The 23,694-nt window shown below is 65.2% G+C and carries 18 protein-coding genes; 8 read left to right on the top strand and 10 right to left on the bottom strand.

The annotated features are described in order from the left end of the window. Positions 1-172: 172 nt before the first annotated feature. The 7 genes from V7Z97_RS08210 to dndA form a co-directional block, all read right to left on the bottom strand. Complete coding sequence (locus V7Z97_RS08210; RefSeq protein WP_334162684.1) at positions 173-517, bottom strand: DUF2958 domain-containing protein; 345 nt, start codon at positions 515-517, stop codon at positions 173-175. 303 nt (positions 518-820) lie between these two features. Next, a complete protein-coding gene (locus V7Z97_RS08205; RefSeq protein WP_334162682.1) occupies positions 821-1,291 on the bottom strand; it encodes a hypothetical protein in 471 nt (156 codons plus the stop codon). Next, positions 1,272-3,278 (bottom strand): hypothetical protein, encoded by a 2,007-nt coding sequence (locus V7Z97_RS08200; RefSeq protein WP_334162680.1) that lies wholly within the window; start codon positions 3,276-3,278, stop codon positions 1,272-1,274. The genes V7Z97_RS08205 and V7Z97_RS08200 overlap by 20 nt, the downstream gene beginning before the upstream one ends. Then, positions 3,268-3,459, bottom strand: a complete 192-nt coding sequence (locus V7Z97_RS08195) for a CxC ATPase DNA modification system associated small protein (protein ID WP_334162679.1) — start codon at positions 3,457-3,459, stop codon at positions 3,268-3,270. The genes V7Z97_RS08200 and V7Z97_RS08195 overlap by 11 nt, the downstream gene beginning before the upstream one ends. Continuing rightward, positions 3,452-5,401, bottom strand: a complete 1,950-nt coding sequence (locus V7Z97_RS08190; protein WP_334162677.1) for a DEAD/DEAH box helicase family protein — start codon at positions 5,399-5,401, stop codon at positions 3,452-3,454. The genes V7Z97_RS08195 and V7Z97_RS08190 overlap by 8 nt, the downstream gene beginning before the upstream one ends. A 1-nt stretch (position 5,402) precedes the next feature. Further along, positions 5,403-9,023, bottom strand: a complete 3,621-nt coding sequence (locus tag V7Z97_RS08185; RefSeq protein WP_334162675.1) for a sigma factor-like helix-turn-helix DNA-binding protein — start codon at positions 9,021-9,023, stop codon at positions 5,403-5,405. A 324-nt stretch (positions 9,024-9,347) separates the two neighbouring features. Continuing rightward, a complete protein-coding gene (gene dndA / locus V7Z97_RS08180) occupies positions 9,348-10,487 on the bottom strand; it encodes a cysteine desulfurase DndA (protein WP_334162674.1) in 1,140 nt (379 codons plus the stop codon). 79 nt (positions 10,488-10,566) lie between these two features. On the opposite strand from dndA, the gene dndB reads away from it, so the two are divergent. The 5 genes from dndB to V7Z97_RS08155 are packed head-to-tail and all read left to right on the top strand — an operon-like array spanning position 10,567 to position 16,119. Next, positions 10,567-11,658: a DNA sulfur modification protein DndB gene (dndB, locus tag V7Z97_RS08175; RefSeq protein WP_334162673.1), complete on the top strand. Its 1,092-nt coding sequence runs from the start codon at positions 10,567-10,569 to the stop codon at positions 11,656-11,658. Continuing rightward, positions 11,642-13,186, top strand: coding sequence for a DNA phosphorothioation system sulfurtransferase DndC (dndC, locus tag V7Z97_RS08170; protein WP_334162672.1), 1,545 nt, complete (start codon positions 11,642-11,644; stop codon positions 13,184-13,186). Before dndB ends, dndC begins: the two co-directional genes overlap by 17 nt. Then, positions 13,183-15,186 (top strand): DNA sulfur modification protein DndD, encoded by a 2,004-nt coding sequence (dndD, locus tag V7Z97_RS08165; RefSeq protein WP_334162670.1) that lies wholly within the window; start codon positions 13,183-13,185, stop codon positions 15,184-15,186. The genes dndC and dndD overlap by 4 nt, the downstream gene beginning before the upstream one ends. Then, a complete protein-coding gene (dndE, locus tag V7Z97_RS08160) occupies positions 15,186-15,578 on the top strand; it encodes a DNA sulfur modification protein DndE (RefSeq protein WP_334162669.1) in 393 nt (130 codons plus the stop codon). Before dndD ends, dndE begins: the two co-directional genes overlap by 1 nt. Beyond that, complete coding sequence (locus V7Z97_RS08155; protein ID WP_334162668.1) at positions 15,565-16,119, top strand: hypothetical protein; 555 nt, start codon at positions 15,565-15,567, stop codon at positions 16,117-16,119. Before dndE ends, V7Z97_RS08155 begins: the two co-directional genes overlap by 14 nt. On the opposite strand, the gene V7Z97_RS08150 is transcribed toward V7Z97_RS08155, so the two are convergent. Then, positions 16,100-18,049: a DNA phosphorothioation-associated putative methyltransferase gene (locus V7Z97_RS08150; protein ID WP_334162667.1), complete on the bottom strand. Its 1,950-nt coding sequence runs from the start codon at positions 18,047-18,049 to the stop codon at positions 16,100-16,102. The two genes, V7Z97_RS08155 and V7Z97_RS08150, sit on opposite strands and share 20 nt — an antisense overlap. A 274-nt stretch (positions 18,050-18,323) precedes the next feature. Here V7Z97_RS08150 and V7Z97_RS08145 point away from each other — a divergent pair, with 274 nt between their 5' ends. Genes V7Z97_RS08145 through V7Z97_RS08135 form a run of 3 tightly spaced genes read left to right on the top strand, consistent with a single transcriptional unit; the run spans position 18,324 to position 20,943 of the window. After that, positions 18,324-18,890 carry a hypothetical protein gene (locus V7Z97_RS08145; protein ID WP_334162666.1) on the top strand — a complete coding sequence of 189 codons (567 nt, stop codon included), beginning with the start codon at positions 18,324-18,326 and terminating at the stop codon, positions 18,888-18,890. Then, the gene (locus tag V7Z97_RS08140) at positions 18,891-20,411 is read left to right on the top strand and encodes a DUF3883 domain-containing protein (RefSeq protein ID WP_334162664.1); all 1,521 of its coding nucleotides are present in this window, start codon (positions 18,891-18,893) and stop codon (positions 20,409-20,411) included. Between the two features lie 19 nt (positions 20,412-20,430). After that, on the top strand, positions 20,431-20,943 hold the full coding sequence (locus tag V7Z97_RS08135; RefSeq protein ID WP_334162663.1) for a hypothetical protein: 513 nt from the start codon (positions 20,431-20,433) through the stop codon (positions 20,941-20,943). Positions 20,944-21,108: 165 nt separating this feature from the next. Here the strand turns inward: V7Z97_RS08135 and V7Z97_RS08130 are convergent, their stop codons facing one another. Together V7Z97_RS08130 and V7Z97_RS08125 are read right to left on the bottom strand one after the other, a co-directional pair. Further along, positions 21,109-21,603, bottom strand: coding sequence for a hypothetical protein (locus V7Z97_RS08130; RefSeq protein WP_334162660.1), 495 nt, complete (start codon positions 21,601-21,603; stop codon positions 21,109-21,111). A 140-nt stretch (positions 21,604-21,743) separates the two neighbouring features. Further along, on the bottom strand, positions 21,744-23,663 hold the full coding sequence (locus V7Z97_RS08125) for a DUF262 domain-containing protein (RefSeq protein WP_334162659.1): 1,920 nt from the start codon (positions 23,661-23,663) through the stop codon (positions 21,744-21,746). Between the last annotated feature and the right edge of the window lie 31 nt (positions 23,664-23,694).

The following is a 23,694-nucleotide window of genomic DNA, read 5'->3' as shown; positions in this document are numbered from 1 at the left end:
GCGAACGCTTCACGAAAGCTGAGCCACTCCAGTGGGAATTGGGGACCACGCGCGCGGGGGACCAACAGTGGCGCCAACAGCGCGCTGACCGCCCACCGCGCGGGTGCAGTCCTTCGGCCCCCGCTGCACCCGACTGAAGAAGAGCCGGCGCGGCGAGGCGCGCCGGCAAGGCTCAAGCGCCTATCCCCCCCGACGCGCAGGCCGCCTCGGCGTAGGCGCGCAGACTGCGGTCGGCCCGGAAATAGAGGTCGCGCTCCACCGGCAAGCCCAGCGCGCCCCGTACGGCCATGAGCTCGGACAGCCGGACCGAGCCGAGCTCGGGACAGCCGAGGCCAAGGTCGCACAGACCGAAGGCGACGTCCGGATCGTCCGGATCGAGCTCGGACAGGAGCCAGGTCGCCGCGCCGTCCGGGGTGAAGAGCTTTACCACGGGCCGAGGATCTGTGAGCTCGCCGGCGGCCTGACGCCGGCCGTTCTCGAGCATCTCGGCGCGTTGAAGATCGGTGATGAGTTGCATGTTCGCCTCCTTGAGGCCCTCGTCCGCGAGGGCGGGAGGCGGTCAGCCCGCCGGCAGGCGGCGATGTCAGGCCGCAAAGGCGCGCAGCGCCGGGGCTTGACCTCGCCGCGAGGCGGGCACGCTGGGTCCCCGAGCGGCAGCGATAATCAGGCCGTCTCCGAGCTGCGTCGCACCGCCATCTGCTCGCACGCACCACAGGTCCGAGCTGCGCCATCAGCAGACTTCCTGGGTAAGCGAACCAACGCCGGCCGCACCTTCCGGCGGCAAGAAGAGGCCGGCGCGCCAACGCGCGCCGGCAGTCGCTCAGGCCGCCGCGGCGACGGCCTCATCGACGAGGCGAAGGTAGTCGCGCAAGAAGACGTCCACCGTCGCCGGTCGCGTGTCACGAGATTCCGAGAGAAACTCGTAGCCTCCGCTCGCATAGGCATTGAGCGCCTTGAAGCCTTCATCGGTCAGCCCGGTCGCCGAATTCGGGGCGACGAGGCGTTTGAAGGCCTCGCGCACGGAAGCCTTTTCCTGGAAATCGATGCCGCTCTTCCGAAGCTCGGCCACCACGAGGAGGCCGATGATCAGGTGCTGGGCGGCCTTGTAGTCCTCAATCCAGCTGGCGACGATGTCCTTCACCGGCACGCCGGCCTTGCTCGGATCGCTGCTGCGTCCGCTGGCAAGTCCCGCCATGGCGCAGAAGTAGTAGAGGTCGAACTTTGTCTTGATGGGGTCCTTCCCCTCGACGTCCGCGAACCACTTCTCGGCGTCACTGCGCAGCCGGAACATTCTCGTCCTCCTCTTCGGCCACGTCGAAGCGGTTGAAGTAGTCCTTGTCGTTGACGAGGATGGCGTTGTCGGTCTCGACGTAGCGCCCCGCCGGCAGCGCCTTCATCAGGCGCTGCGTGCCTGGCGTCTTCCGGAAGAGAGTCAGAAAAGCCACGTCGCCGGACTGTGTCTCCAGCGTATCGACGAAGCCCGCACGTTCCGTGTTGATCGTAAAGCCAACGAACTGGCTGCAGAGCTCCGGGATGAGGCGTCCAACCTGTCGCCGCACCGTGTGGTCCATCGGCCCCGCCGGGCTGTCGACGATCAGCGGGAAGTCGTTGTTGCCGCGGTTAAGGACGCTCATCAGGAAGGTGTAGCCCACGGACAAGGTCTGGCCGACACTGGCGCCGTCTTGGTTCTCAAGACGGATGGCGCCGTCGATGCGATCGATCCGCAGAGGGTCGTTCACCAGGATCTTCTCCAGCCTGGCGTTGCACTCCGCCAGAAGCTCGTCCTTGATCCGCTTGCGCGCCCGGCGCGCGGCCTTGGCCACGATCGACTGGATAAGCTCCGTCTGCTCCTTAAGCCGCACCGTCTCCGTGATTTCAGCGATGCGAGCCTTGGCCTCCTCAAGCCGCTTCTCAATCTGGCTCAAGGACATCAGCTTGTCGTTGGGAGTGTCTGGATCGCCCGCCCCTTCGATCTCCGCCACAACCTCCTCGTAGGTGCCGTGTTGACGGCCGCATTCGTCCAGGCGCGCTTCCCAGGTCCCGAGCTGCTCATCCCCGCCTTCGATGAGCTGCTGCTTTAGCGCCCGCTCCTGGCCTGCCGCGTCGGCTTCTTTTCGGGCCGCCTGCTTCAGCTCCAAGGCGAGCCGTTCGACACGCGCAAACCCGCTGTCATCGTCGTCCGGAGACGTGCCCGTGAACTTCTCGATGTCTTGCTTGAGGTTGTTGATGACGCCGGCTTCCGCCGAGTCGAGGTAGCGCTTGGACCGCTCCTTGATCGTTTGGATCGAGACGGCGTCCATGTCGCGGCCGCAGATGCACTCGGGCTCTCGGGTGAGCTCCTCGAAGAACTGCGCTGACGTATTCTCGGGAAGCTTCAACCGGTCGAGGTTGAGGCGGAGCTGGTTGAGGTTGTCCGCCAGCTGCGGATGCAGCGCGTGCGGCAACCGCATGGCGCCCATGAGCGCGGCGTTGGCGGTCCGGACCTCCGCCTGGGCTTCGACGTGTTCCAGCCGTGCGGCCTCGAAGCGTTCGCGCACCGTCGCGACGCTGCTCACCCGCGCTTTGATCTTCTCATCCAGGTCCAGCATCTCGGCCTCGAGGGCCTTAAGCTTCGACTTGGCGGCCGAGCGGGCTTCCTTCACCTTCTGCTCGCGGGTGCGCAGCTGGGCGAGCTGGTCTTGCCACTTGTTGAGACCAGACGAGGTCTTCGCCGTCTGCTGCTTCGTGGCCCGATCCCAATAGTCTCGGGTGAATTCGCCCACCTGATCCAGGAGATAGATCTGGCAGAGGGCGTCGACGGCGCGATCCGCTTCGGCGTGACCCGAATTGAGCAGTCGGTTCGCCAGCTCCCCATCGAAGATGAAGAGACTCAGGAACTCCTCGGCTAGGAAGCGGTGGACCCCAGGCGGCACATGCCACTTGGGCACAACGCCGCCGCTTCCCGGATTGGTGGTCTTGTAGCTGACCTGGCCGGTCTCGTAGTCGAGGATGAGCTCGATCGACAGCGGCTTGCCATCGAGCAGCAGCGTCACCTTGAAGACGCCCTTCGCGGCCGGATCATCCTTGCGCCGGTAGCTCCGCACCTTTTCCTGGGTCCAGCGGTCGGCCGAGCCGCTCAGCGCGGCGTTCAGGAGCTGAAGGGTCGTCGTCTTGCCGGTGCCGTTCGGCATCTGCAGCAAGGCAACCTTCGGGACCGAGCCGTCCGGCTTCCGGAGGTCGACGACGACGTCGGGACAGCGAAGACCCGAACTCGTCCAGCCGGCGAGATCAATCCGCATCGCCAACCTCCACCGCGATAACCTCGCGCACATTCTCCAAGAACTGCGTGTTCTCGTCCCGAGTGAGGTCACCCTCACTCATTTGCGTAAGCCACGCCGTGAGCCGAAGCGCGACGCTCTTCGGCTGCTGTTCTTCAGCCACCACGTCGCTGATAGCCTCTACAAGAGCTGGATCAAGCATCGTCTGTCCTCGAGACGTGGGAGAGCGCCGTCAGCCATTGGCAGCGCTCCTGATCTGCGTTCGGAAACTGGTCGCCGGGATTGGCAGGGCGCACAAAGTCGATGACTCGCGCTCGCTTGTCAGGATTGCTCGGGTCTGACCGAAGGCAGCGTCCGATCCGCTGGATGGTCTCAAGCTTCGCCCGGGCCGACGCAAATAGCACGACGTTCTCCAGCGCCTGGATGTCGATGCCCTGGGAAATCCGGTGGCAGGTGATCAGGCAGTCGATCTCGCCTCTGGCGAACTGCACGAGGTGGTCGCGGTCGTCCTCGGCGTAATAGGTGCGGTATCGGGTGGTGTAGCCGTGGATGGTCTCCAGGAGCGCGTTTCCGTACTCCTTGGTCTCAACGAACAGGATACAATTCTTCAGGACGTACGGATGGGCGAGAAGGTGCGCCCGAAAGACGTCCGGCTTCTGCTCTGCGGTCTTGTAGACCTTGGAGAGCTCGGTCCAGACTTCCTCCTTGCTCATGGGATTGCCTTCGCGCGCCCGAGCGGCCTGCTTCGAGTACACCGCCTTGAGCCGTTCGCGATCGCCTTCGGTGAGCTCGTACTCGAGAGGCACATAGTCGAACCCGCTCAGCACCCCGCGGCCGATGGCGTCTTCGAGGGAGAAGCGGAAGATCGTCTCGCCGATCTCCTCCCGGAGGAAGTCATTGCCGGCCTGATCGTAGGCCCGGTCAGGGGTGGCGCTGAGACCCAGGCGCCATCCGAACTTTGCGTGCTCACCCTTGAGGCTCTCGATGAGGCTGGGCACCCCGAGACCATGGACCTCGTCGTGGACGATGATCATCTTCTTCTTCTGCGCTGATGGGAGCTGCCCCAGCACCTTCTTCAGCTGCTCGCGCGAGATGATGAGGATCGCCTGCTCGGGGTCTAAGGCGAAGGCGCCGAGCTGCTTGTGCTTCTCGAAATGGCGATAGGTGCGCCACTTTCGGCCGCTCTTCAGCAGCCAAGCGTCCACTTCGGAGGCCCACTGGTCGAGGAGGTCGGTGCCATCCATGGCGATGACGGCGCCCTCGATGGACGATTGGTCGATCAGCTTATCCAGGATCTTGAGCGTGGTCCGGGTTTTTCCCGTGCCTGTCGCCATCTCAAGGACACCGGCGCGCTTCTCCAGAAACGCCTCGACGGCCTCTGTCTGATGGCGCCATTTGCGGTCCTCGCGCGGAGGCTCAGCGGGGCCCTCTTCGAGGCGGCGCGGCAGGCGATCGGGAGCCTTGGCCTTTAGGCGAGCAACGATTGAGGCTGTTGGGATGGCCACGTCCAGCCCCACCGCCTCGCCGCGCCAGGCTTCCTCGAACTGCTCGACCTTCGTCTTTACCCGGTCCTCATCTCCTGGAGCCCAGCTCCGGTAGACGTCGATCGACTCATAGTTGCGCTTGTGTCCCCCGAGCGTCTCGTTGGCGGAGCCGGTGAAGGCGACCACTGAGCCGTCAGGGAAGTCGAAGACGCCGATCTTTTCGTGGAAGATGCCGGGCTCCTCCACATGTCCTGCGAAGGCGAAGCGGATTTCGAGGCGGTCGTTGGCGATCAGCCAGGCGAGGATCCGAGCGCGCAAGCCGGTGTCGCCTGGCGTTTCGGTGAAGGCGATCACCTCCTCGAGCATGCGATCGACGAGCATCCGTCGATAGGCGTCCCGCTTAACCTCGTCGGCCATATCTCGCAGGACGGCGATGTCTTGCCCGCTGAGCTCCGGGCAGGCGATCAAGCGGATCTGCAGACTATTCTCGCCGACAAGCCTCGGGAGGGCCTCGGCCCAGGTCACAAGGGCCATGCTCGAGAAGTAGCCGGCCGCACGCCGATAGAGGCGCGCGGCCTTCAGGCACGGTGAGAAGAAGTCAGACGCCAGCGTGTCGACGCCGCTGCGGTAGTGCGACTTCAGATGAGAGACGGCCGTCATCTCAATCGTCCTCCCCATCTCCATGTAGACCACGGAAGGCGGCGTGCAGGTCCGCCTCGCGACGGGCTTGCTGGCGCTCGGCGAGAAGTTGCTCCAGGGGATCCAGGTCCGCCACTTCAACAAGCGCGGCCGCTTGCGGCGGCTCCTCCCCGACGAGCCGCTGCAGGAAGCTGGGCTCCACCCAGCCGAGGTCTGAGGGCTTCGCTGCGCGGGCCGCGTCCAGAATGTCACGACCCAGCTCATCTTCCCATTGGAGCCGCCCTCGGGCTGCCCACACCGCCTCTAGCCGGGCAAGCCACGTTTCGAGCGCCGCTCCCTGACGGTGAGGGCGCTGCCATTGCGCGGCACCCTCTAGGGCTCCAATGGCGACGAGCACCGCCAGCAGGCCGGCCGCAGAGTGATCCGTGACGCGACGCCAGAGGATGCGATTTGCGCTCACCCATCCAAGCTGGCCTTGGTGGCGGATCTGCAGGCAGGCTGCAAAAAGACGATCGAGATCGGGTCTGCCAACCGGCTCGAGGTTCGGCGGGTACTCGAGGCGAAAGCGCCCCCTGGCCGCCTTCAGCTCGGCCCAATCGGATTTGTCGTCGTCCTCTGGCCAGGCGTCGATGTCGGCAATGGCGAGAAAGGACTCCAGGAGCGCCGGCTCGGCGTGCCGCTTTGTCCAGCCGGCCCAGAGGTATTCCACCTCCGGGATCCAGTAGGGAAAGCTCCCCCAGAGCTCGCCTGCATAACGAGCCTGGGCATAGATGCGGACCTGGTCTTCCTGGAAGATGAAGTCCGGCGGCGCGAGCAGCAGTTGTTCGCCTCGGGGCAGCTGGCTCGGTAGGGCGTAAAACCCGGGGAGTGGCCGCGCGAACACATCCTTGTAGCTCAGGAGCACGGGACCGATGCTGTTGACGCTGCGCCCTGGCGGCAGGAACTCCGGGGCACGTTCGATCAACTCGGAGATCCGCACAGGTCCCGTGGCGCGGAGCTCCGCCTCGAGTGCGCCGCTGATAGTGCCTTCGGAGGCCACCACATCGGCCTCCTCGAGCGAAGGTTCTTCCTCGAGCTCTGGTTGTTCGACGGCTTGGTTTGACGTCGCTCCTGCACGACCGACCGCCACGAACCAGCTTTCCACCGTCTCCACGAAGAGATGCCGATAAGTCTGCATGGAGTTTTCAGCGTCGCGGAAGGAGCACGGATCTCGAGTCACGCGCGCGCGATAGAGCGGCATCAGCTCGGACAACGGAAGCAGGCCCCGACCCGCAAGTACGCTATGCAGGCCAACCGCGCGCCGTACGCGCGACGATGCGCGTTCGCCGACGACGTAATCGCCGTACACTTTCCTGCCGAGGGCCCGCGCCGCAAATCTCGCCTCAGGGGTTGGAACATCCGGCAGCAAGTCGCCGATGTGACACGGGAGCTCGCGCGTGCTCAGCGCGCTCTGAAGCCTGGCGCAGATGGCCTGGTGTCTTTGACTATCATCTGGATCGATCATCCAGACGCCGTCATGCGCCACCGCAAAATGGTCGAGCCAGTCGTGCAGCGACCATCCCAAGGCGTCGACGGCTATGTGGAAGTACGGTGAGATCCGCCGATCAGAAGGCGACACCTCCCACGCCAAGAGCCCCGGCTCCTCGCCAGCGAGCGCGTCCCAGGCGCTCCGGCCCTTCTCAAGAACGGCGGCCTTCAGCCGGCGCTGGGCTCGATCGCGAACCCGTCGGAGCGCCTTCTTCTCGATCTGTCGAATCCGCTCGCGCGTCACTGCATAGGCCTGGCCCACCTCTTCGAGCGTCTGGCGGGGCCCGGCTACACCATACCGGCGCTCCAGGACATCGCGTTCCCGTGCTTCGAGGCTGGCGAGCAGCCGGGGCAGCAAAACCTCCGCCGGCTGCGCCGGCGGCGCTGGGGCCGGCGGCGGCTCCTGCGGCTCCACCTCGCTCGCTGTGTCCGACCGAACCTCAAGCCCCGTCAGCTCGAACAAGCGGCTGACGAGCGCGGCGGACGCGGCCGGGGACAGCGTGGCGTTCTCCACCAGCAGAAGGCTCGCGTCGCGGGCCTCCTCCTGACTGAAGCCGAGGCGGCCAAGCTCGTCGCCCACGATGCGATGCAGGATCGCCTCGGCGGCCCGGTAGGACTTGCGGCCAAGGTTCGGCAGCTTCAGGAGTTCCGCCTCCAGCCGCCTGAAGTTCAGCATCAGCTCGGAGAGCGGTTTCCGTGCATAGCCGACGCGCTCCAGTCCATTGGGAAGGCGCGCCGGCGGGTCGTAGCCGGCGATGGCCTCCAAAGCGGTGCGCCCCTGAAAGAAGGCCGCGAGGCCCCGCCGGAGCTGGTCGCGAGACAAGAGCCGCGTCGAGGGCCGCGACGACGCCTGCCCTGGAACGACCGGCAACGCTTCGAGCAAACGAGCGCGAGAGGGTGGGTCAGGTTGCCAGGCATCCAAGATCACGGCCTCGGCATCCTCAGCCGCGACGCGGCTGAAGCCCAGCGCCTCAAAGGCGCCCCGCACAATGTCGCCGAGGATCGAACGCGCGGCCGCCAGGGAGGTCCGCCCGAGGTTCGGGAGTCGAACGAGTTGGGGTTCTAGGTCTGGGTAGGCCAGCACAAACTCTCGAAGAGGACGCTGCAGAAGGCCCTCGTTACTCAACGCATTCCAGAGACGAGCTGGTATCTCATGCTCGGCTAGAGCGTCTTCAACGGCCTCAGGGCTTATCGCGGACGCAAGGCGGGCTCGAAGGTCGTCGTCGTCAACGTCATCCGGCGGCGCCGGCGCCGGCGCCTCCGGCGGATGTGGTCGCGCCTGCGACGCCTCAGCGCGCGCCCGTCGAAGAAGAAGATCCAGCTCTTCCACGGACTTGCGCCCCAGGTTGAGCACTCGACGCTTCAGCAACTCCGGACCTTCTTCACCAAGCGCGAAGTATTCCGAAAGGCGGGTAATCGGCAGCTCCCCTCGACCCGCCGCTATGACAATCGCGTTGTTCAGCCGGACCGTCGTCTCGTTTCGAGCTACAAGCTCCGCAATGAGCGGATCATCAGGATCAGATCCCAGGTCCAGCGGGTCTCGAAGCGCAGCAATCTGGGCTGCGTGGTCCTCGGCAGCCGCCTCTGTGGGAAGGCCATGGGCTGAGGCGTAGGGCGGAAGAGTATCGGCCGACCTGGAAACGGGCTCGGCGCGAGCGGTCTCCGCGGCAACGGATGCGGCTGCGACTGGGAGCTCAGCGGCGGCCGCGACGGGCTCCCCCTCGTCGACGAGATCGTCCGGCCGCGGGTCCGTTGGCTCGGCTTCAGGAACCGCCGAAGGCGAAGTCTCAGCCGCATACGCCTCGGGCCGGCTGGGCGCGCCTTCGTCTGGCGCCGGTGCAAGTTCTTCAGGGCTGAGTCGAGCCGGCTGCGGATCCTCGGCGCGCGTCCCTTCATCAGCGGCCTCGGTCGGCGCCGCCGCGGCGCCGGTGGGGCCCTCTGCATCGCGCAGGAGGTCATGGCTTGGAGGCGATGTTCTCTCTGCTTCCACCCCATCGGCGAGGTCTGAGGCTTCACCGGGTTCAGGCCTCACGCCGCTAAGCTCGACCTTCGACTTTGCGGTTCGGTCAAGTTCATAGGCTTGCAGCGGCTCGCGCAGCTGCCCAACGGCGGGCACAGAGAGCGCCCCTTCGCGCCCCAAGGATGTCCGACTATCGCTGCCTACAACTGGCGCTGGCGACTGGACCGGCTCAGGTGAGGTTACAGTCCCTGCTGAATCCAAGGCGCCAGGCGAACGGTCCTGCGGCTTGCTCCAACGCTGTAGAAACTTACGCCACAAAGACATCTAAGCGCAGCCAACGCCCCGATACGCCTGAGACGCGCAGTATTCCCGCCTTGGGTGCATGCCGCCTCCGCCCTATGCCGCAAATTGCGACGGCGGGCGGACGTGGAGCAAGCTCTAAATAAGCAACAACAATAGCTTGAGCGCGGAGGTTCAGCCCTAGACGACCGCGCTCAGATCGCCAACTCGCTCGGCGATGAGGGCCCAAGGAGGCTCGTCACCCAAGTGGCTCCAAGAGAGCCGCACCGCCCCTTCGACCACCGCGTCGGGGAGCTGCATGGCCGTGAGCACATGGCTGGGTTGGTAGCTCGCCGACGTGCAGGCGGAGCCATTGGACAGGGCGGCAACGTCTTTGAGGCTGAGGATCAGCGCTTCAGAGTCCACGCCAGGGAACGCGCACATCAGGACGTGAGGCAGGACGTGGGATTGGTCGCCGATGGGCTGCAGTCCCAATGCCCCCAGGGCTTCGAGGGCGCGTGCTCGGCGGGCCCGGCAAGCCGCAGCCCGTGACGCATGCTCGCGCAGAGCAAGTTCAGCAGCGGCACCGAAGCCCGCGATCAAGGGCACCGGCAGGGTGCCCGGGCGCAGCCCGCGTTCGTGCCCTCCCCCGTACATCAACGGCGTCAGCGGCGGCCGCGCCTGGCCTCGCCGGCGGGCAATGAGAGCTCCGACGCCCTTGGGCCCATAGAGCTTGTGAGCACTGGCCGAGATCAGATCCACACGTGGGTGGCGCAGATCGTCGAGCACCTTCCCGAAGGCCTGGGCCGCATCCACGTGGAAGTAGGCCTCCCGCACCGCCAGGCCCGCCGCGATCTCAGCGATGGACTGCAGAACGCCGGTCTCATTGTTGGCCTGCATGACCGAGACGACGAGGGTGTCCTCGCGCACGGCGGCGACGACCGCCTCGGGCTCCACTCGGCCGGACGAGCCCACTGCGACGCGCGTCACTTCGAAGCCGCGCGCTTCGAGCGCGTCCAGCGGCTCGAGGACCGCCTTGTGCTCGATCGTAGTGGTGACGAGATGGCGACGCCCGGTCTTTTCCCCGTGGGGCGCGAGGCCCAGCAAAGCCAAATTATTGGCTTCAGTGGCGCCGGAGGTGAACACCACTTCCGTGGCGTCGGCCATCACCACCGCAGCGACCTGCTCGCGCGCGACTTGGACGGCCTGCTTCGCCCGAAGGCCATACTCATGGGTGCGGCTGGCGGCGTTGCCGTACTCGTCGTCGAAGTAGCGCAGCATGATCGCCCGCACCTCCGGCGCCAGGGGCGTGGTGGCGTTGTGGTCGAGGTAGGCAGGCATTTGACGACTCAGGTTTGCACGTTAAAACGCTATCTGTTTGTGATCCCGTTTGACAAACAGTTTGCGAGCGAGCCACGCGGTGGACGACGCCTTCCATTACGTGTTCCCGGCGATCCGGGGGGTCCAGGCCGGCCGAGAATACTACGTCTCGATGTGCCCCCTTCGGCTCATTCCCAAGATCTTCCTCTTTGATGAGGAGGAGCTGACCCCGGAATTGCGAGCACAGCGCACCCTCAACAAGGCTCGGGTGCCGGAGATCGCCCGCTACATCACCGAGAACCCGACTGGTTACGTCTTCTCCGCCCTGACGGCGTCGGTCGACGCGGACCTCGAGTTCGAACCCACCTCAGAGCACAACGCATCCCTGGGAATCCTTAGGATCCCGATGTCCGGGCAGTTCATCATCAACGACGGGCAGCACCGCCGCGCAGCGATCGAGGCCGCCTTAAGGGAGAGCCCCCGCTTAGGCGACGAGAGCATCGCTGTTGTCTTCTTCAGCGACATCGGCCTCGCCCGCTCGCAGCAGATGTTCGCGGACCTAAACCGGTACGCGATCCGCCCCGCCCCCTCAATTTCGATCCTTTATGATCATCGCGATCGCGCCGCCGAGCTCGTCCGTCGGCTGGTCAACGATGCCCCGCACTTCCGCGACCTCGTGGAGATGGAGCGCAGCACCCTTTCTCTTCGGTCTCGGAGGCTCTTCACCTTTAGCGCGCTCTATCAGGCAACCACGGCCCTGCTTGGGGGCAGTCTGGAAGAGGACTTCGACCACGCCTTAGAGCTCGCGACGGCCTTTTGGACTGAGGTCGCAAGGCGCCTTCCGGAATGGGAGCAGGTCCGGCGAGGCCGTCTAGCCGCCAGCGAGGTCCGGCAAGACCTCATCCACTCTCACGGCGTGGTGCTGCACGCCCTTGGTCGGGTGGGCGCGACGCTCATTCGAACGCACGCGGAGTGGCGTCCGCATCTGTCGCAGCTGGCGGACATCGATTGGTCCCGTAGCAACCCGGACTGGTCAGGCCGGGCTGTGGTGAGAGGTCGCCTGTCCAAGGCGACCCAGAACGTGATTTTGACGGCGAGCTACATCAAGCAGCGTCTCGGTCTGGAGCTCTCGCCGGAAGAGCAACGGACCGAGGACGCATTCCTCCGGGGGGATTATGAGCGAGACGGATAAGCCAGCGCGCCGCTCGGCCTTCACCGAGAACGGCTTCCGCCCCACCCTCGCCGAGCTGCTGCAAAGGATCCAGGAGACCTACCTCGCCGACGAGATCCCGTGGGTGGTGGGCTACAGCGGGGGCAAGGATTCGACGGCCGTCCTTCAGCTCGTCTGGCTTGCCCTGGCCCAGCTGCCCAAGGGGGCTGCGCGCAAAGACGTTCATGTGATCTCGACGGACACCCTCGTCGAGAACCCGGTGGTGGCCGCATGGGTCGACCGGTCCCATGCGATCATGGGTCGGGCCGCCGCCGAGTTGGGCCTGCCGATCTACCCGCACAAGCTGACGCCTGACATCCAGAACACCTTCTGGGTTAACCTGATTGGACGCGGCTATCCGGCGCCGCGGCCAAAGTTCCGTTGGTGCACGGAGCGAATGAAGATCCGGCCTGCGGACACCTTCATCGGCGACGTGGTGCGACAGAACGGCGAAGCCATCGTTGTACTTGGGACTCGCAAGGCGGAGAGCACGGTCCGGGCGGCGCGGATGAACGCCAATGAGACGGGCAAGGTGCGTGAAAACCTGAGCGCACACAGTTCGCTGCCGAACGCCTTCGTCTATAGCCCCATCGCCGATTGGTCTAATGACGACGTCTGGCTGTTCCTCATGCAGGTGAAGAACCCCTGGGGCTACGACAACAAGGCGCTCTTGAACATGTACCAAGGGGCGTCCGCCGATGCGGAATGTCCCATCGTGCTCGACACCTCCACCCCGAGCTGCGGCGACAGCCGCTTTGGCTGCTGGGTCTGCACCCTCGTCACCCAGGACAAGTCGATGTCGGCGATGATCCAGAACGACGAGGAAAAGGAGTGGATGGCGCCGCTGCTGGAGCTGCGGAACCTGCTCGACGAGCCAGATCACGAGAAGCGGGATTTCCGCCGGATGGGCGGTCACGTCCAGCTCTTCACTCAAGCCGACAAGCCCATTCCCGGACCCTACACCCAGGCCTCTCGAGAAGACTGGCTGCGCCGCCTGCTGCAGGCGCAAGAGGTCGTCCGCAACCATCCGAAGGCGCCACCCGAGGTGCGCGACCTGGACCTCGTCACCCTCGAGGAGCTGCACGAGATCCGACGGATCTGGGTCGTGGAGAAGTACGAACTTGAGGATCGGCTCCCACACGTCTTCGAAGAGGTGACGGGCAAGCCGTTCCCCGCGCGCAAGCTCGACGACGGCCAGCCATTCGGGCCCGCCGAGATGAACCTGCTGAAGCAGGTGGCCGGCGGCGACCAGATGCACTTCGAGTTGGTGCGGGAAATGCTCGAGGTCGAGCGGAGCTACCGCACGGCGGCTCGTCGGGCGAAGCTGTACGACCGGCTAGAGGACGCCCTCCGGCGGAGCTTCTACGAGAGTGTCGAGGACGCTACCGAACGGGCGGTTCGGCGCCGCACCCTGGACAACCTGCTTGATGAGGTCGGCGCGGAGGGCGGTAACGTCACCAGCGCAGCGACCGCAGTCTTGATCCAACTGAGCGCAGGAGACGAGTCGTGATCCTTGACGAGCTCGTCCTGCACAACTTCGGCGTCTATCGCGGGCGGCAGCAGTTCAATCTCACCCCCGAGGGTCCGGAGCGGCCCATCATCCTGGTGGGCGCCCAGAACGGGTCCGGTAAGACGACCTTCCTGGAAGGCTTGCAGCTGGCGTTCTTCGGGCGTCAGGCGCTGAGCCATCTCCGCGGCGGCGGGAGCTACGAGGACTACCTGCGGCGCGCCATAAACCGCGCCGTTCCCGCCGAAGAGGGCGCCGAGGTCCAGGCCAAGTTCCGCCGTGTCGTCGCCGGACAAGAGCAGGTGTTCGTCATCCGCCGGGCCTGGTCCGTACAGAAGACCGCCTTGAAGGAGGTCTTCGAGGTCGTCGTCGATGGCAAGTTCGACCGCGTGCTCACGGAGCAATGGGGCGAGTTCGTCGAAGACATGCTGCCGCCGCGGATTGCGCCGCTGTTCTTCTTCGATGGTGAACGCATCGAACAGTTCGCCGACCTGCACCGCTCCGCCGAGGTGATCGCCACCGCCGTCAACGCCCTGCTCGGCCTGGACATTGTGGAGCGGCTGACCGTCGACCTGGAAGTCCTGGAGCGCCGCAAGAAGGCGGCGGCCGTCAACAAGGTCGCTCGCGACGCGATTGCTGCGGCGGAAGCGGCGGTTCACGCGGCCGAAGACGCCGCTCAGGTCGCCTATGCCAAGCGAGGCGCCGCGAAGAAGCTGCGCGACCGTCGAGAGGCTCAGCTCGAGCGAGCTCGCCAGGCCTTCGCGTCAGAAGGCGGCGAGCTGTTCCGATCGCGGGAGTCGATCAGCGAGGCGAGAACGCAGGTCGGCAACGCCATCGAGGGCCTAGAGAAGTCCCTCAGGGCCTGGGCTGCAGACTGTGCGCCTCTGCTGCTCATCCCAGGTTTACTCGCCGAGGTGGCCGAGCAGGCGACGCGCGAGGTCTCGGCGCAAGAGACACGGACAGTCCTGCGCCACCTGGACGATCGAGATCAAAGGACCCTCGATCTGATTGGCGGATTGGGGGCGGATCCGGCCTTGCTCGAGCGGGTCACCTCCTACTTCGAACAGGATCGGGCGGTGCTGATGGAGATCGCCTCGGCTTCAGCCTATCTGAACCTGCCCCCGCTGGCGCTCGGCCAGCTTGATCTGCTGCTCACCGACAGCCTGTCGGCGTCGGCTCGAACGCGCGATGAACTCCTAGAGGAACTGGAGGCGCTTGAAAGCCAAATGGACACGCTCGAGCGCAAGCTGGCGTCGATCCCTGCGCCAGAGGCGATCGCGCCGGCGCTGGCGGCCGTCGAGCAAGCGGAAGCCGCTTTCAACGCGGCGGAGGACGAACTCGCCGACGCCGCCCGCGAGGATGAAGGCTGTCAGCGCGCCGTGGCTGCCGCCCGCGCCGCATACCAGGGCACCCTCGACCGGCACGTGCAGCACAGGCTGCAGGCTGAGGACGCCCAACGGACGATCGAGCACGCCAGTCGGGCCCGCAGCACCCTGGAGCGGTTCCGCCGCGAGGTGGTGCGCCACCACGTCCATCGCATCGAGACCCTGATCCTGGAAGCGCTTCGGGAACTCCTGCGCAAGGACGATCTCATCGTCGATGTCCGCATCAATCCTGAGACCTTCGCGATTGAGCTGCGGGGGGGCGGCTGGGACGCCATCCCGCCCGAGCAGCTCTCGGCGGGCGAGCGCCAGCTCTTCGCCGTGGCCCTGCTCTGGGCATTGGCCAAGGCCTCGGGTCAGGCGGCCCCCACAGTCATCGACACGCCGCTCGGCAGACTCGACTCCAAGCACCGGGGACGGCTTGTGGAGCGCTACTTCGGCCGCGCCGGCAAGCAGGTGATCCTGCTTTCGACGGACGAGGAGATTGACGGCAAGCTTTATGCTCAGCTGGAACCCTGGCTCTCCCGCAGTTTCACCATCAGCTACGATGCCGAGCTGCGGGGCAGCCAGGTGCGGCCCGGCTATGCGTTCGCTGAAGCCGACACCCTGGAGGCCGCATAGTGGCGATCGAAACGGTCCGCATCGACGAGCAAGGCCGCGAGCAGCTTATCCGCCTGAAACGTCACACCGGCATTGAGCACTGGAACGTACTTTGCCGTTGGGCGCTCTGCGCCTCCCTCGCCGAGCCCACCAGGCCGCCGCTCAGGCTGTTCAAGGGTGAAGCCGCTGTGGAGATCGCCTGGCGGGTGTTCGGCGGACCGCATCACGAGCTCTATCTTGCGCTCGTGAAGCAGCGCTGCGCGCGTGACGGCCTCCGCCTGGACGACGCCACGCTCGCCGAGCAGTTCCGGCTGCATCTGCATCGGGGCCTTGGTTATCTAGCGGCGGACCGCAGCATCCGCTCGATCGGCGGGCTCGCACGAAAGGTCGAAGAGCGGCGTGCGGCCGCCTGACCCGCCGCCTCCAGCGCTCGACACGGCGGCGAGCGAGCACTTCACCTTTCGTGATTTCTGCACGTGCTCGGAAGCCTGGCGGCGCACCCAGGTCGAGAATGTGCCTCAGGAAGCGGCGACATACGCGGCGATTCGGCGGCTGTGCGAGCAGATCCTCGAGCCAGTCCTTGCCGAGTTTGGCGCGCCTCGGCTGACCTATGGCTTCGCGGGCGCCAAGCTGATCCGCCAGATCCGAGCAGGCGTCGCGCCTGCGCTTGACCAGCACGCCGGCTACGAGCGGCGCGCATCAGGCGCGCTCATCTGCCCCCGGGGAGGCCAGGCGGTCGACCTCTCCGCGCCAGGCGTATCCGCGTGGAGCCTAGCGGACTACATCGCCTCCGCCCTGCCCTTCGACCGTCTCTACATCTACGGCGACGATCGTCCGATACACGTGAGCGTCGGGCCGGAGATGGCAGGATCCATTGTCCATGTAGACCGATCGCGGCTCCGGCCTGTGCCGCGGAGACTTGATCTGGCGGGGCTCAGGGCGCGGCGCCCGTAGCCGGCTGCAGGGCGGCGCGCAGCTCCTGGCTGGTCGCCCGCAAGCCGAGCCGGTCCAAACCCTTGCGCCGCAGCCCCTCGTCGAACGCCGCCTGTTCCGCATACCCGGGTTGATCAGGGGCCATCAGCTGCGACTTGAAGAGGAGCCGTTGATCCTCTCCCCAGTGATCGAACTCCCGCACGCCGCGCCGGGCAAGATCGATCTTCACGCGCGTTTTCAGCCTCGGGATCGGCGAGGTGTCGAACCCCGGATAGCGGAGCAGCGACACCTTGCGGCTGCGCAGGTGGATCTTCACCACGTGCGCCGAGCCCAAGCCGCCATTGCAGCGCTCCGCACAACCGACCAGCACGCGCAGAGTCGACGGCAACCGTTCGATCAAGGCGGCATGAGCCCAGAAGCCCTCTTCCGCTTCGATGAAGCCCAGCCCCGCGCCTGCGACGTCCTCGATGGCGCTCTCGATCCGCTCTGACTGTCCCGCGCTGAAGAGGAGCTCCCGTCCCGCGGCCAAGGCGCTCACGTAGTCGCCGAAGAGCGCTCGAACGTCGCGCTGCAGGCTGGGGGGCAAGCGCTTGTAGGGCGCCCGGCCATCGAAGGCGTTCAGGGCGAAGTAGACGCAAAGGTCGTCGCGTCGGCGTTTGGCGGCCGCTTCGACGTGCTGCAGGTCTATAACGTCCCGAGCGAGCTGCAGAGCGCGCCTGATCGATCCCGCCTTGGCGATAAGGCCAGCCTGCAGGTCGGCTGCGATCTCGTCGTCCGCGGGCCATCGTCCAAGTTGCTCGATGAGCTCCTGCAGGCCCAGAAACTCAGGACGCAAGGACTCGAGGCGCGCCTTCGCCACCTCGCTCTTAGCCCTAACCTGCAGGTCCCCGGCGGCCGCCACGCGCGTGATCCTGGCGAGTAGAAACGCCTGCTCCGCCAGGGCGTCCTTGAAGACGAAGAACATGCGAGGCCCGACGGCGTGCGCCTCGGACCCAAGCGCGCTCTCGATCAGGTCCTTCAGCTCGCGCCAGGTGAAGTACTTCTGGAACGTTCCGCGCGAGGTCACGAACCCGTCGCGGTACGGGCGGCACATTTCCATTCTCGCGCTGGACGCGCTGATCACGGCCACGGCCAGGCAGCGTCGGGCGAGACCATAAGCGGCGCTCAGCGCTTCACGACGTTCCTCGGCGCACTCGATCACGTTCAGCACGAAGCCGAGATTGACCACGTCGGCGGCCACGCGGGGAGCGTCCGGCGCGAAGTATGGATCCCACCCGTTCGCGGAGATCCCGAGCCGGCGCAGGCCTGCGACATCAGATCCCAGGCCGCAGCCATAGTCGAAGACCGAGGTCTCTGACGTCAGAACGCCGCGCTCGATCAGCGCTTGAACCGGCGCCGACAGGCCGTCGCGGGCGATCGCCGCCCGATGGCGATAGATCACCGGCGGCGGTTCCGAGCTAGCCGCCCGAACATCATGACCGACAACCGAGATGCCGGCGGCCGCCAGCCGGCTCTGCCACCCGCGCAGGGTGCCAATGCGCCGGCTCGCCTGCAGCAAGCCACGGGCTTCGAGCTGCGCCGTAAGCGCGGCATAGCGGGGACGCCGGGGATCATCGCGCGGCAGCAGCAGCTCTTTGCGATGCAGAACCGGCGGGTTCGCGCGATCCCAGTAGCTGCGCCGGGTCACCCGCGTCTGTTCGAGGTCAACGGTCAGGCTCTCGAGCAATCGAGGAAATGGCCGCTCAAAATCCTCGTAGGTGAGCAGCGAAACCGCGCCCTCACCGCGCAGTTTGACCACGTTCCAGTTGCTAGCGCCGCAGACGTCCTCTGCGTCCAAAATGCGACGACGATCCTTGGGCGAGAGCTCGTTCAACCCATCACGATGCAGGTAGCGAGCCTCGCCCACGCGCTTGCCGACCTCCGCCGCAGAAGCTTCAGGCGTTCGGTCCATTCCTCCTGAGCCTCCTCACCTTCGGTTGGCAAGGCTTGTGTAGCCGCCGCCCTCAAGATGGCGCTCCGATCGCAACGACCGCAACGACACGTCCGATCCTGACGTAGTCGGCCATCAGCTTAGCCTCATGACCCAAAGCGCCCCGCATCGTCGGCTCCCCAGCAATATCCTGCCATTTCATCCAGGTCGCACCGCGGAAGAGCGGGCCAAATGGACACGGATCGCCGTCGTCGAGAGCCGCTGGGCGCGACGGTGCAACCTGTCGGTCCGCCCCATGTTCGAGAACCTCTGCGCCGCCTACGGCATGGGCCCAGACGGCTTCGAATACGAGATGGCGGCGTCTCCGGCCGGCCTGGAAGAGGTTGCTGCGCGCCTCACGAGCCGAGAGCGGGCGCAGGTCCTCTACCTCGGCTGCCACGGCGACGAAACGGGAGAGCTGGTCTTTCATAGCGGGGAGCGGCTCTCGCCGAACAGACTTGCGGACCTTCTCGCCGCGTGCGGCCCTTCGCTGCGCGGCCTCTACTTGGGCGCATGCTTTGCAGGCCGACGGCGCCTGGCCCGACGCGCCTTCGATCGGTGCCCGCAGCTGCGCTGGGTGGCCGGCTATCGACAGGAGGTGGACTTCGTCGACTCCTCCCTCCTCGACGTCATGTTCTTCAATCGGTGGCTGAACAGCGAGGCTCAAGGCCTTCGCCGCGTAGAAGAGGTGGTGCGAGATCTTGCGCGTCAGATGCCCGGCCTGCTCGCTTCGCAGTCGGGCGGGCTTGGCTTTAAGGTGCACGCGAAAGGGCGAGACGGCGAAGTCCGGGAACTCGTCCGAGAAGCGATCCGGGGGGATTGAATGCCAGACCAGCGTTTCCGCGAGTGGGTGCGGACGGAGCTGCAGCAAGAGGGCGCCGCCCTCTCGTCCTATGTCTCCACAGCCACGCGCTTGGAGAAAGCATTCCAGATCCGCAGCCTGACGCTTGCCGAGCTGCGAGCCCTAGAGGCCGAAATCGCCGACGCGCCGGGTCGCACTGGACCGGATGGGAGAAACTTCGTGCTCCGCCGAGGAGGCAAACGGCACGAACTCGACCCGAACGTTCGAGTGAGGCTGCGGCAGTACATCCGCTTTCGCGAGGAGACGGGTGTACGGCCCGTTCGTGACGGAACCGCCAGTCGGCCCTCGCGAACGCCCGCGGGCGGCGGCTCGGCGGACCGGAATTACAGGCGGCTTACGAGCCGCAAGGCGGTGTTCGCTGCTATGGCCGAATGCAGGCGGGTCACTGAAAAGCAGTTAAGGGCTACGTACCGCTTTGGACCGTCGCGGGGTTACGTGGCGAGGTACGAGGGTCACGAATACCCGAGCAAGGCGATCGTGGGCATCGCCTTCCGCTTTCAATTTCCCGAAGTCGGCGCGCTCACCCCACACGATCTCTCGGGCGGCGAGTCTGGCGCGGCGCGGCATCTCTCGCGGCTGGGCTTTGACGTCGATGGGGTAGCTCGAGACCCGAATGATTGGAGCGTTGAAGAGGTCGAATTCATCGTCGAGCTGTACTTTGCGATGTGGGCGTCCCAGCAGCGGAAGGGCTATGAGCGCCGAAGCTATCTTCAACAGGCGCTAGCGCGGCTGGCGCCGCGGCGCAATGAAGGCGCAATCGGCCGCAAGCTCAGCAACATCAGCGCTATCGTGGAGGGCCTTGGCCTCCCCGTGTTGAGGGGCTTTCCGGCGCTCGGGAACAAGCAGACGCTGCTCACCGCTGTGGTGACGGATTGGCTCGACGACCACCCTGACAGCTTCGGCGGCCTGCCGGCCGCGCCACTGCAGATCCCCGATGCTCAGGATCTCGAGGTTCCGCCGCCTCCCGCGGCGAAGCTGGGCGACGTTCGACGCGACCGGCGCGGCTGCAAGGTGGATTTCGCCGCCCAAGATGAGCGCAATCGCGCCCTTGGGCGCGCCGGAGAAGAATGGGCGGTGGAGTTCCTCAAGAAGGACCTGAGGGACAAAGGGCGCGCCGACCTTGCCGAGAAGGTGGCCTGGGTCTCTGAGACGATCGGCGACGGTCTAGGCTACGACATCGAATGTTCGGCAAGCGATGGGTCGCCGCTCTACGTCGAAGTGAAAACGACGAACCAGGGCATCAACTCGCCCTTCGTGGTCTCCGCCAACGAGATCCGCGCGTCGCAACAGCTTGGGGCCGCCTACGTCCTCTTACGGATCTTCAACTTCAGTGACAGGCCGCAAGTTTACCGACTCACCGGCGACCTCTCAGAAGCATGCGACCTGCGCCCGCTCTCCTACTCGGCAGCGCCCACCTCGAGTCAGGGGGTGGCCAACGCCGCGAAGCCGGTGGCGCAGGCAAAATCCAAGGCGGCGGCGTAAGTGGGAGGGGAGAGACCCGATGGCTCGACGGAATGACACCGCTGCGATCGGCGATCTCGCCGAGGCGGAGGCTGCACGCCTGCTCACCGAGCTCGGCTGGGCCGTGACCAACCTCAACGCGGTCACACGCAATCACCGGCTCTATGACCTGAAGGCCAGCCGCGAGGACCGTGAGGTGATGGTCAGCGTCAAGCATGCGCGCGCGAAGCGTCACATCCGGCTTGGCGCCCCGACGGTCTTCCGGGACCTCCGAGATGAAGATGTCATCATCATCTTCATGCCCCCCGGCGGGCGACAAGAAACGGACATTGCTGCCGGCGCCTATGAGGTGTGGGTCGTCCCGGGTTCCGCCCGACACACCGCGCTTGACGCGCACCTCCACTACTACGGCGGCGATGAAGCGCTCGCAGCGTCCCAGAACAGCATGATGATCAAGGACAAGATCGATCGTCCGGGCGGCCGCTCCATCTCCGGCGCCGCCTTCCACGCCTGGCGCTCGGCATACCGCGACGGATGGACCTTGCTCGCCTAAGGCTACGGCTTCCGCCTGGCAGAAAATTGGACCCGTCACCCCGCGCAGGCTTCGAGGTCCGGCAATTCACCAGACCTTCGGGAGGCTCTGCGCCCAGGCGATCGTGCCAGTCGAGGTTTATCAGGCCCACAGCGAACCCGCCTCGACCTCCCCAAATTGTAAGCTTCAGCCCGGTAGTGTGCGCCCCCAGGCCCAGCTTGCGTCCCGCTGCTCATGGTGAAAGGTGAGATCATCGGCAAACTTGTAGCCAAGTCGACGGGCCCCGGCGCAGAAGCCTCGCAGGGCGTAGAGATCCAATTCTCCTGTCTCGAGACCGCCTTGGTTCACGCAGAGAGCGGTCAGCAGCGGCAGGCCTCGCGCGTGACAGACGTCAAGTAGCTGATCCAGGTGGCCGCCCGCGCCGCTCATTGCGCGGTGAGCCGTCGCCCACGGTACGTTGCTCGCGGCGGCGAGAGCGCCGTAGGTGGTGCACCCCTGCTTCACCGCCGCCTCCCGCAGACCGGCGAGCGACGTCTCGATGTCGAGCTTGTTCTTGAGCGCCCCGCGGCGGGCGCGCTCCTCTAGCAACCGGTGGTACAGCGGCTGGTCCGTGGCACTCTTCTCTTCGTAATTGAAGATCCATTGCGCGATCTCACGGTCGCTCCGGACGCTCAGATCCATCTTCCTTACCTATTTCGCACATCAGGCAGGGCCAGCCAGCCTTCGCTGCGGAATCGAAGCCCTAGTAGCGCAGCGACAACCTGCTCCTGCGCGATAGCTCTTGGGTCTTACCACAGGCGTGACCTGAAAAAGCGCTGCGTCTAATCTTCGTCAGTTGCTTCGTCAGCTGGTCCTGCGGCTGGGGCCGTCGGCAGCGGCACGCAATTCACCTCATTGATCGTGATCGACACCGGTTGGTCGTGTTCATCAACGAACTCATCGGGCAGATTCAAAGTGCCGTTGTCGATGCAGCAGGGCACCGCCCAGCGCCCCGCCGCAAATTCCAGTAGTTCGATCTCACGCTGCAGGATGCTGCTCTCCGTCCAGTCGCCGCCAGTAGTGAATAGTCGGATGCGCTTTTCGGAGTTGGTTGCATTGGGAGCGTTATAATAATGCGCGCCCGGACCATCGAGCTTCTGGTCGATCGGCTTTCGCGCCAAAGCGGCATTGTTGGAAGTTAGCACCAGGTTGCCGAGGCGATGCTTGAACTTGTCAGCGCGGGCTTCGTCCGGCCAGTGCGCCTGCCACCATCCTCCATCTCGGTGTGACTGCGGAAGGATGTGCTCCTGCGTGTTTGCCTTTTGCTCCACCGAGGTCGCCCAAGGCAGCGGAGCAACGCCCGTCGGCGAGTTCGCAATCTCGTACTCGTAAAGGAAGTAATAGCAGAGGCTCCAGCCCGGCATCCGCGAGTCGTAGGCGTACTTTGGCTCTCCGTTCGCCAGATTGTTGAGAACGAGCCTCATCGGGGCGTCACGCTCGAGGAGCGCGCAGAGGCTCTGCTGAACCCAGGCTGATGTTCGGTTCGACCGGAGTACCGCGTTGGCAATTTCCGTGTGCGTCGCGCCGTTGCGATCCTTCCGCCGCCGCACCACGCCATAAACCCTGAACGTATAGATCTCGCATGCGCGCGCCACGGCCTCGAAGTCAGCGCCACTCATGCGCATGTGCGACGCGACCAGCATCGGTCGTGTGATCGTCGCCAGATCCATGTTGTCGAGGCGATCTAGCCATGTGCCTGCCACGTTGGTGCAAAGCGTCCCATAGTAAAGGCGTCGATTGCGTGAGGCGATAAATCCAAACGACCGGGCATAGGGCTCCCAGAGCTCGATGAAGAGCCGGAAGTCCGCCTCCAGCACAGGGTCTGAGGCAGAGAGCAGCGCGCGATAGCGCTTTACGAACGCGTCGTGCACCCCTTGCTGGCTGACAGACTCATTGTGGAAGGTATTGTAAAGTTCCGTGATGAAGCTGGCTTCGTCGCCTCGGCTCGTAAGGCCGGCAGCATCCAGTCGGCTTATTGCGGCATACCACGCGTCATCCGCTTGGATGCCAAGTAAGCGCGTGGAGCTCACCAAGATGCAGAAGTTCTTGACCTTATCGAACTCGCTTAGCGGCAGGCCGCGTGAGTTTATGGCGTCAAAGGCCAAGTAGCGGTTGATGTTCTCACTGGCGAGATCGACCAGGATCAGCTTCGCCTGATTTTGCACCCTCGCCTTCCAGACGACCAGGGCCGCTTCGTCGAGCTCGGCTACGAACTCTTGCGCCCGCCGCTTGACCGCATCCATCGCCCGCATGGGCGGCGTCCGATCTGCCGGCGGCGCCGGTGCTCCGGTCAGCACGTATGAGAGGTATTGGTCGAGTGCAGGGTTCCGGTTCTGCAACCTGCGACGGAGCGTGCCGAGCTTGTAGAAGATCAGCCTTTCCAGGTCCTGGCTGTCCAGCGTTTCGGCCCCTGCAAGCGCCTTCAGACGAAGTCGGATTTCATTCGCAAGGATGAAGAGGGTTGTGACCCGTTGCTGCCCATCTTCAAGAGTGTATTCGATCGTGGGCTCGAAGTTATCGTCGTTGAAATCATCCGTATCGGTGCGAGATACAATCAGGGGACCCATGTAATGGGAGTGATTACCGGTCAAAGTCAGGTCATTGACGAGGTCGTCGAACTCTCGGACCGTCCAGCTGAAGCCGCGTTGGTTCTCTGGAATGATGTAATAGCGCCCACGGCAGAGCGTATTGAAAGTCTGCATAATCCCCCCGGCGACCTGAGCCCGTCCTGTT

Origin of the sequence: Phenylobacterium sp., from assembly GCF_036821595.1 — a bacterium.
Classification (GTDB): Bacteria; Pseudomonadota; Alphaproteobacteria; order Caulobacterales; family Caulobacteraceae; genus Phenylobacterium.
The sequence above is the reverse complement of the archived record's forward strand: the minus strand, read 5'-3'. Positions and strand labels throughout refer to the sequence as shown.

Bases quoted from the DNA above. Each gene is read 5' to 3' on its own strand.
- V7Z97_RS08150 (WP_334162667.1), bottom strand. From the start codon at position 18,049: ATGGACCGAACGCCTGAAGCTTCTGCGGCGGAGGTCGGCAAGCGCGTG.
- V7Z97_RS08205 (WP_334162682.1), bottom strand. From the start codon at position 1,291: ATGTTCCGGCTGCGCAGTGACGCCGAGAAGTGGTTCGCGGACGTCGAG.
- V7Z97_RS08210 (WP_334162684.1), bottom strand. From the start codon at position 517: ATGCAACTCATCACCGATCTTCAACGCGCCGAGATGCTCGAGAACGGC.
- V7Z97_RS08195 (WP_334162679.1), bottom strand. From the start codon at position 3,459: ATGCTTGATCCAGCTCTTGTAGAGGCTATCAGCGACGTGGTGGCTGAA.
- V7Z97_RS08130 (WP_334162660.1), bottom strand. From the start codon at position 21,603: ATGGATCTGAGCGTCCGGAGCGACCGTGAGATCGCGCAATGGATCTTC.
- V7Z97_RS08135 (WP_334162663.1), top strand. From the start codon at position 20,431: ATGGCTCGACGGAATGACACCGCTGCGATCGGCGATCTCGCCGAGGCG.
- V7Z97_RS08190 (WP_334162677.1), bottom strand. From the start codon at position 5,401: ATGACGGCCGTCTCTCATCTGAAGTCGCACTACCGCAGCGGCGTCGAC.
- V7Z97_RS08200 (WP_334162680.1), bottom strand. From the start codon at position 3,278: ATGCGGATTGATCTCGCCGGCTGGACGAGTTCGGGTCTTCGCTGTCCC.
- V7Z97_RS08140 (WP_334162664.1), top strand. From the start codon at position 18,891: ATGCCAGACCAGCGTTTCCGCGAGTGGGTGCGGACGGAGCTGCAGCAA.
- V7Z97_RS08125 (WP_334162659.1), bottom strand. From the start codon at position 23,663: ATGCAGACTTTCAATACGCTCTGCCGTGGGCGCTATTACATCATTCCA.
- dndC (WP_334162672.1), top strand. From the start codon at position 11,642: ATGAGCGAGACGGATAAGCCAGCGCGCCGCTCGGCCTTCACCGAGAAC.
- dndA (WP_334162674.1), bottom strand. From the start codon at position 10,487: ATGCCTGCCTACCTCGACCACAACGCCACCACGCCCCTGGCGCCGGAG.
- V7Z97_RS08145 (WP_334162666.1), top strand. From the start codon at position 18,324: ATGTTCGAGAACCTCTGCGCCGCCTACGGCATGGGCCCAGACGGCTTC.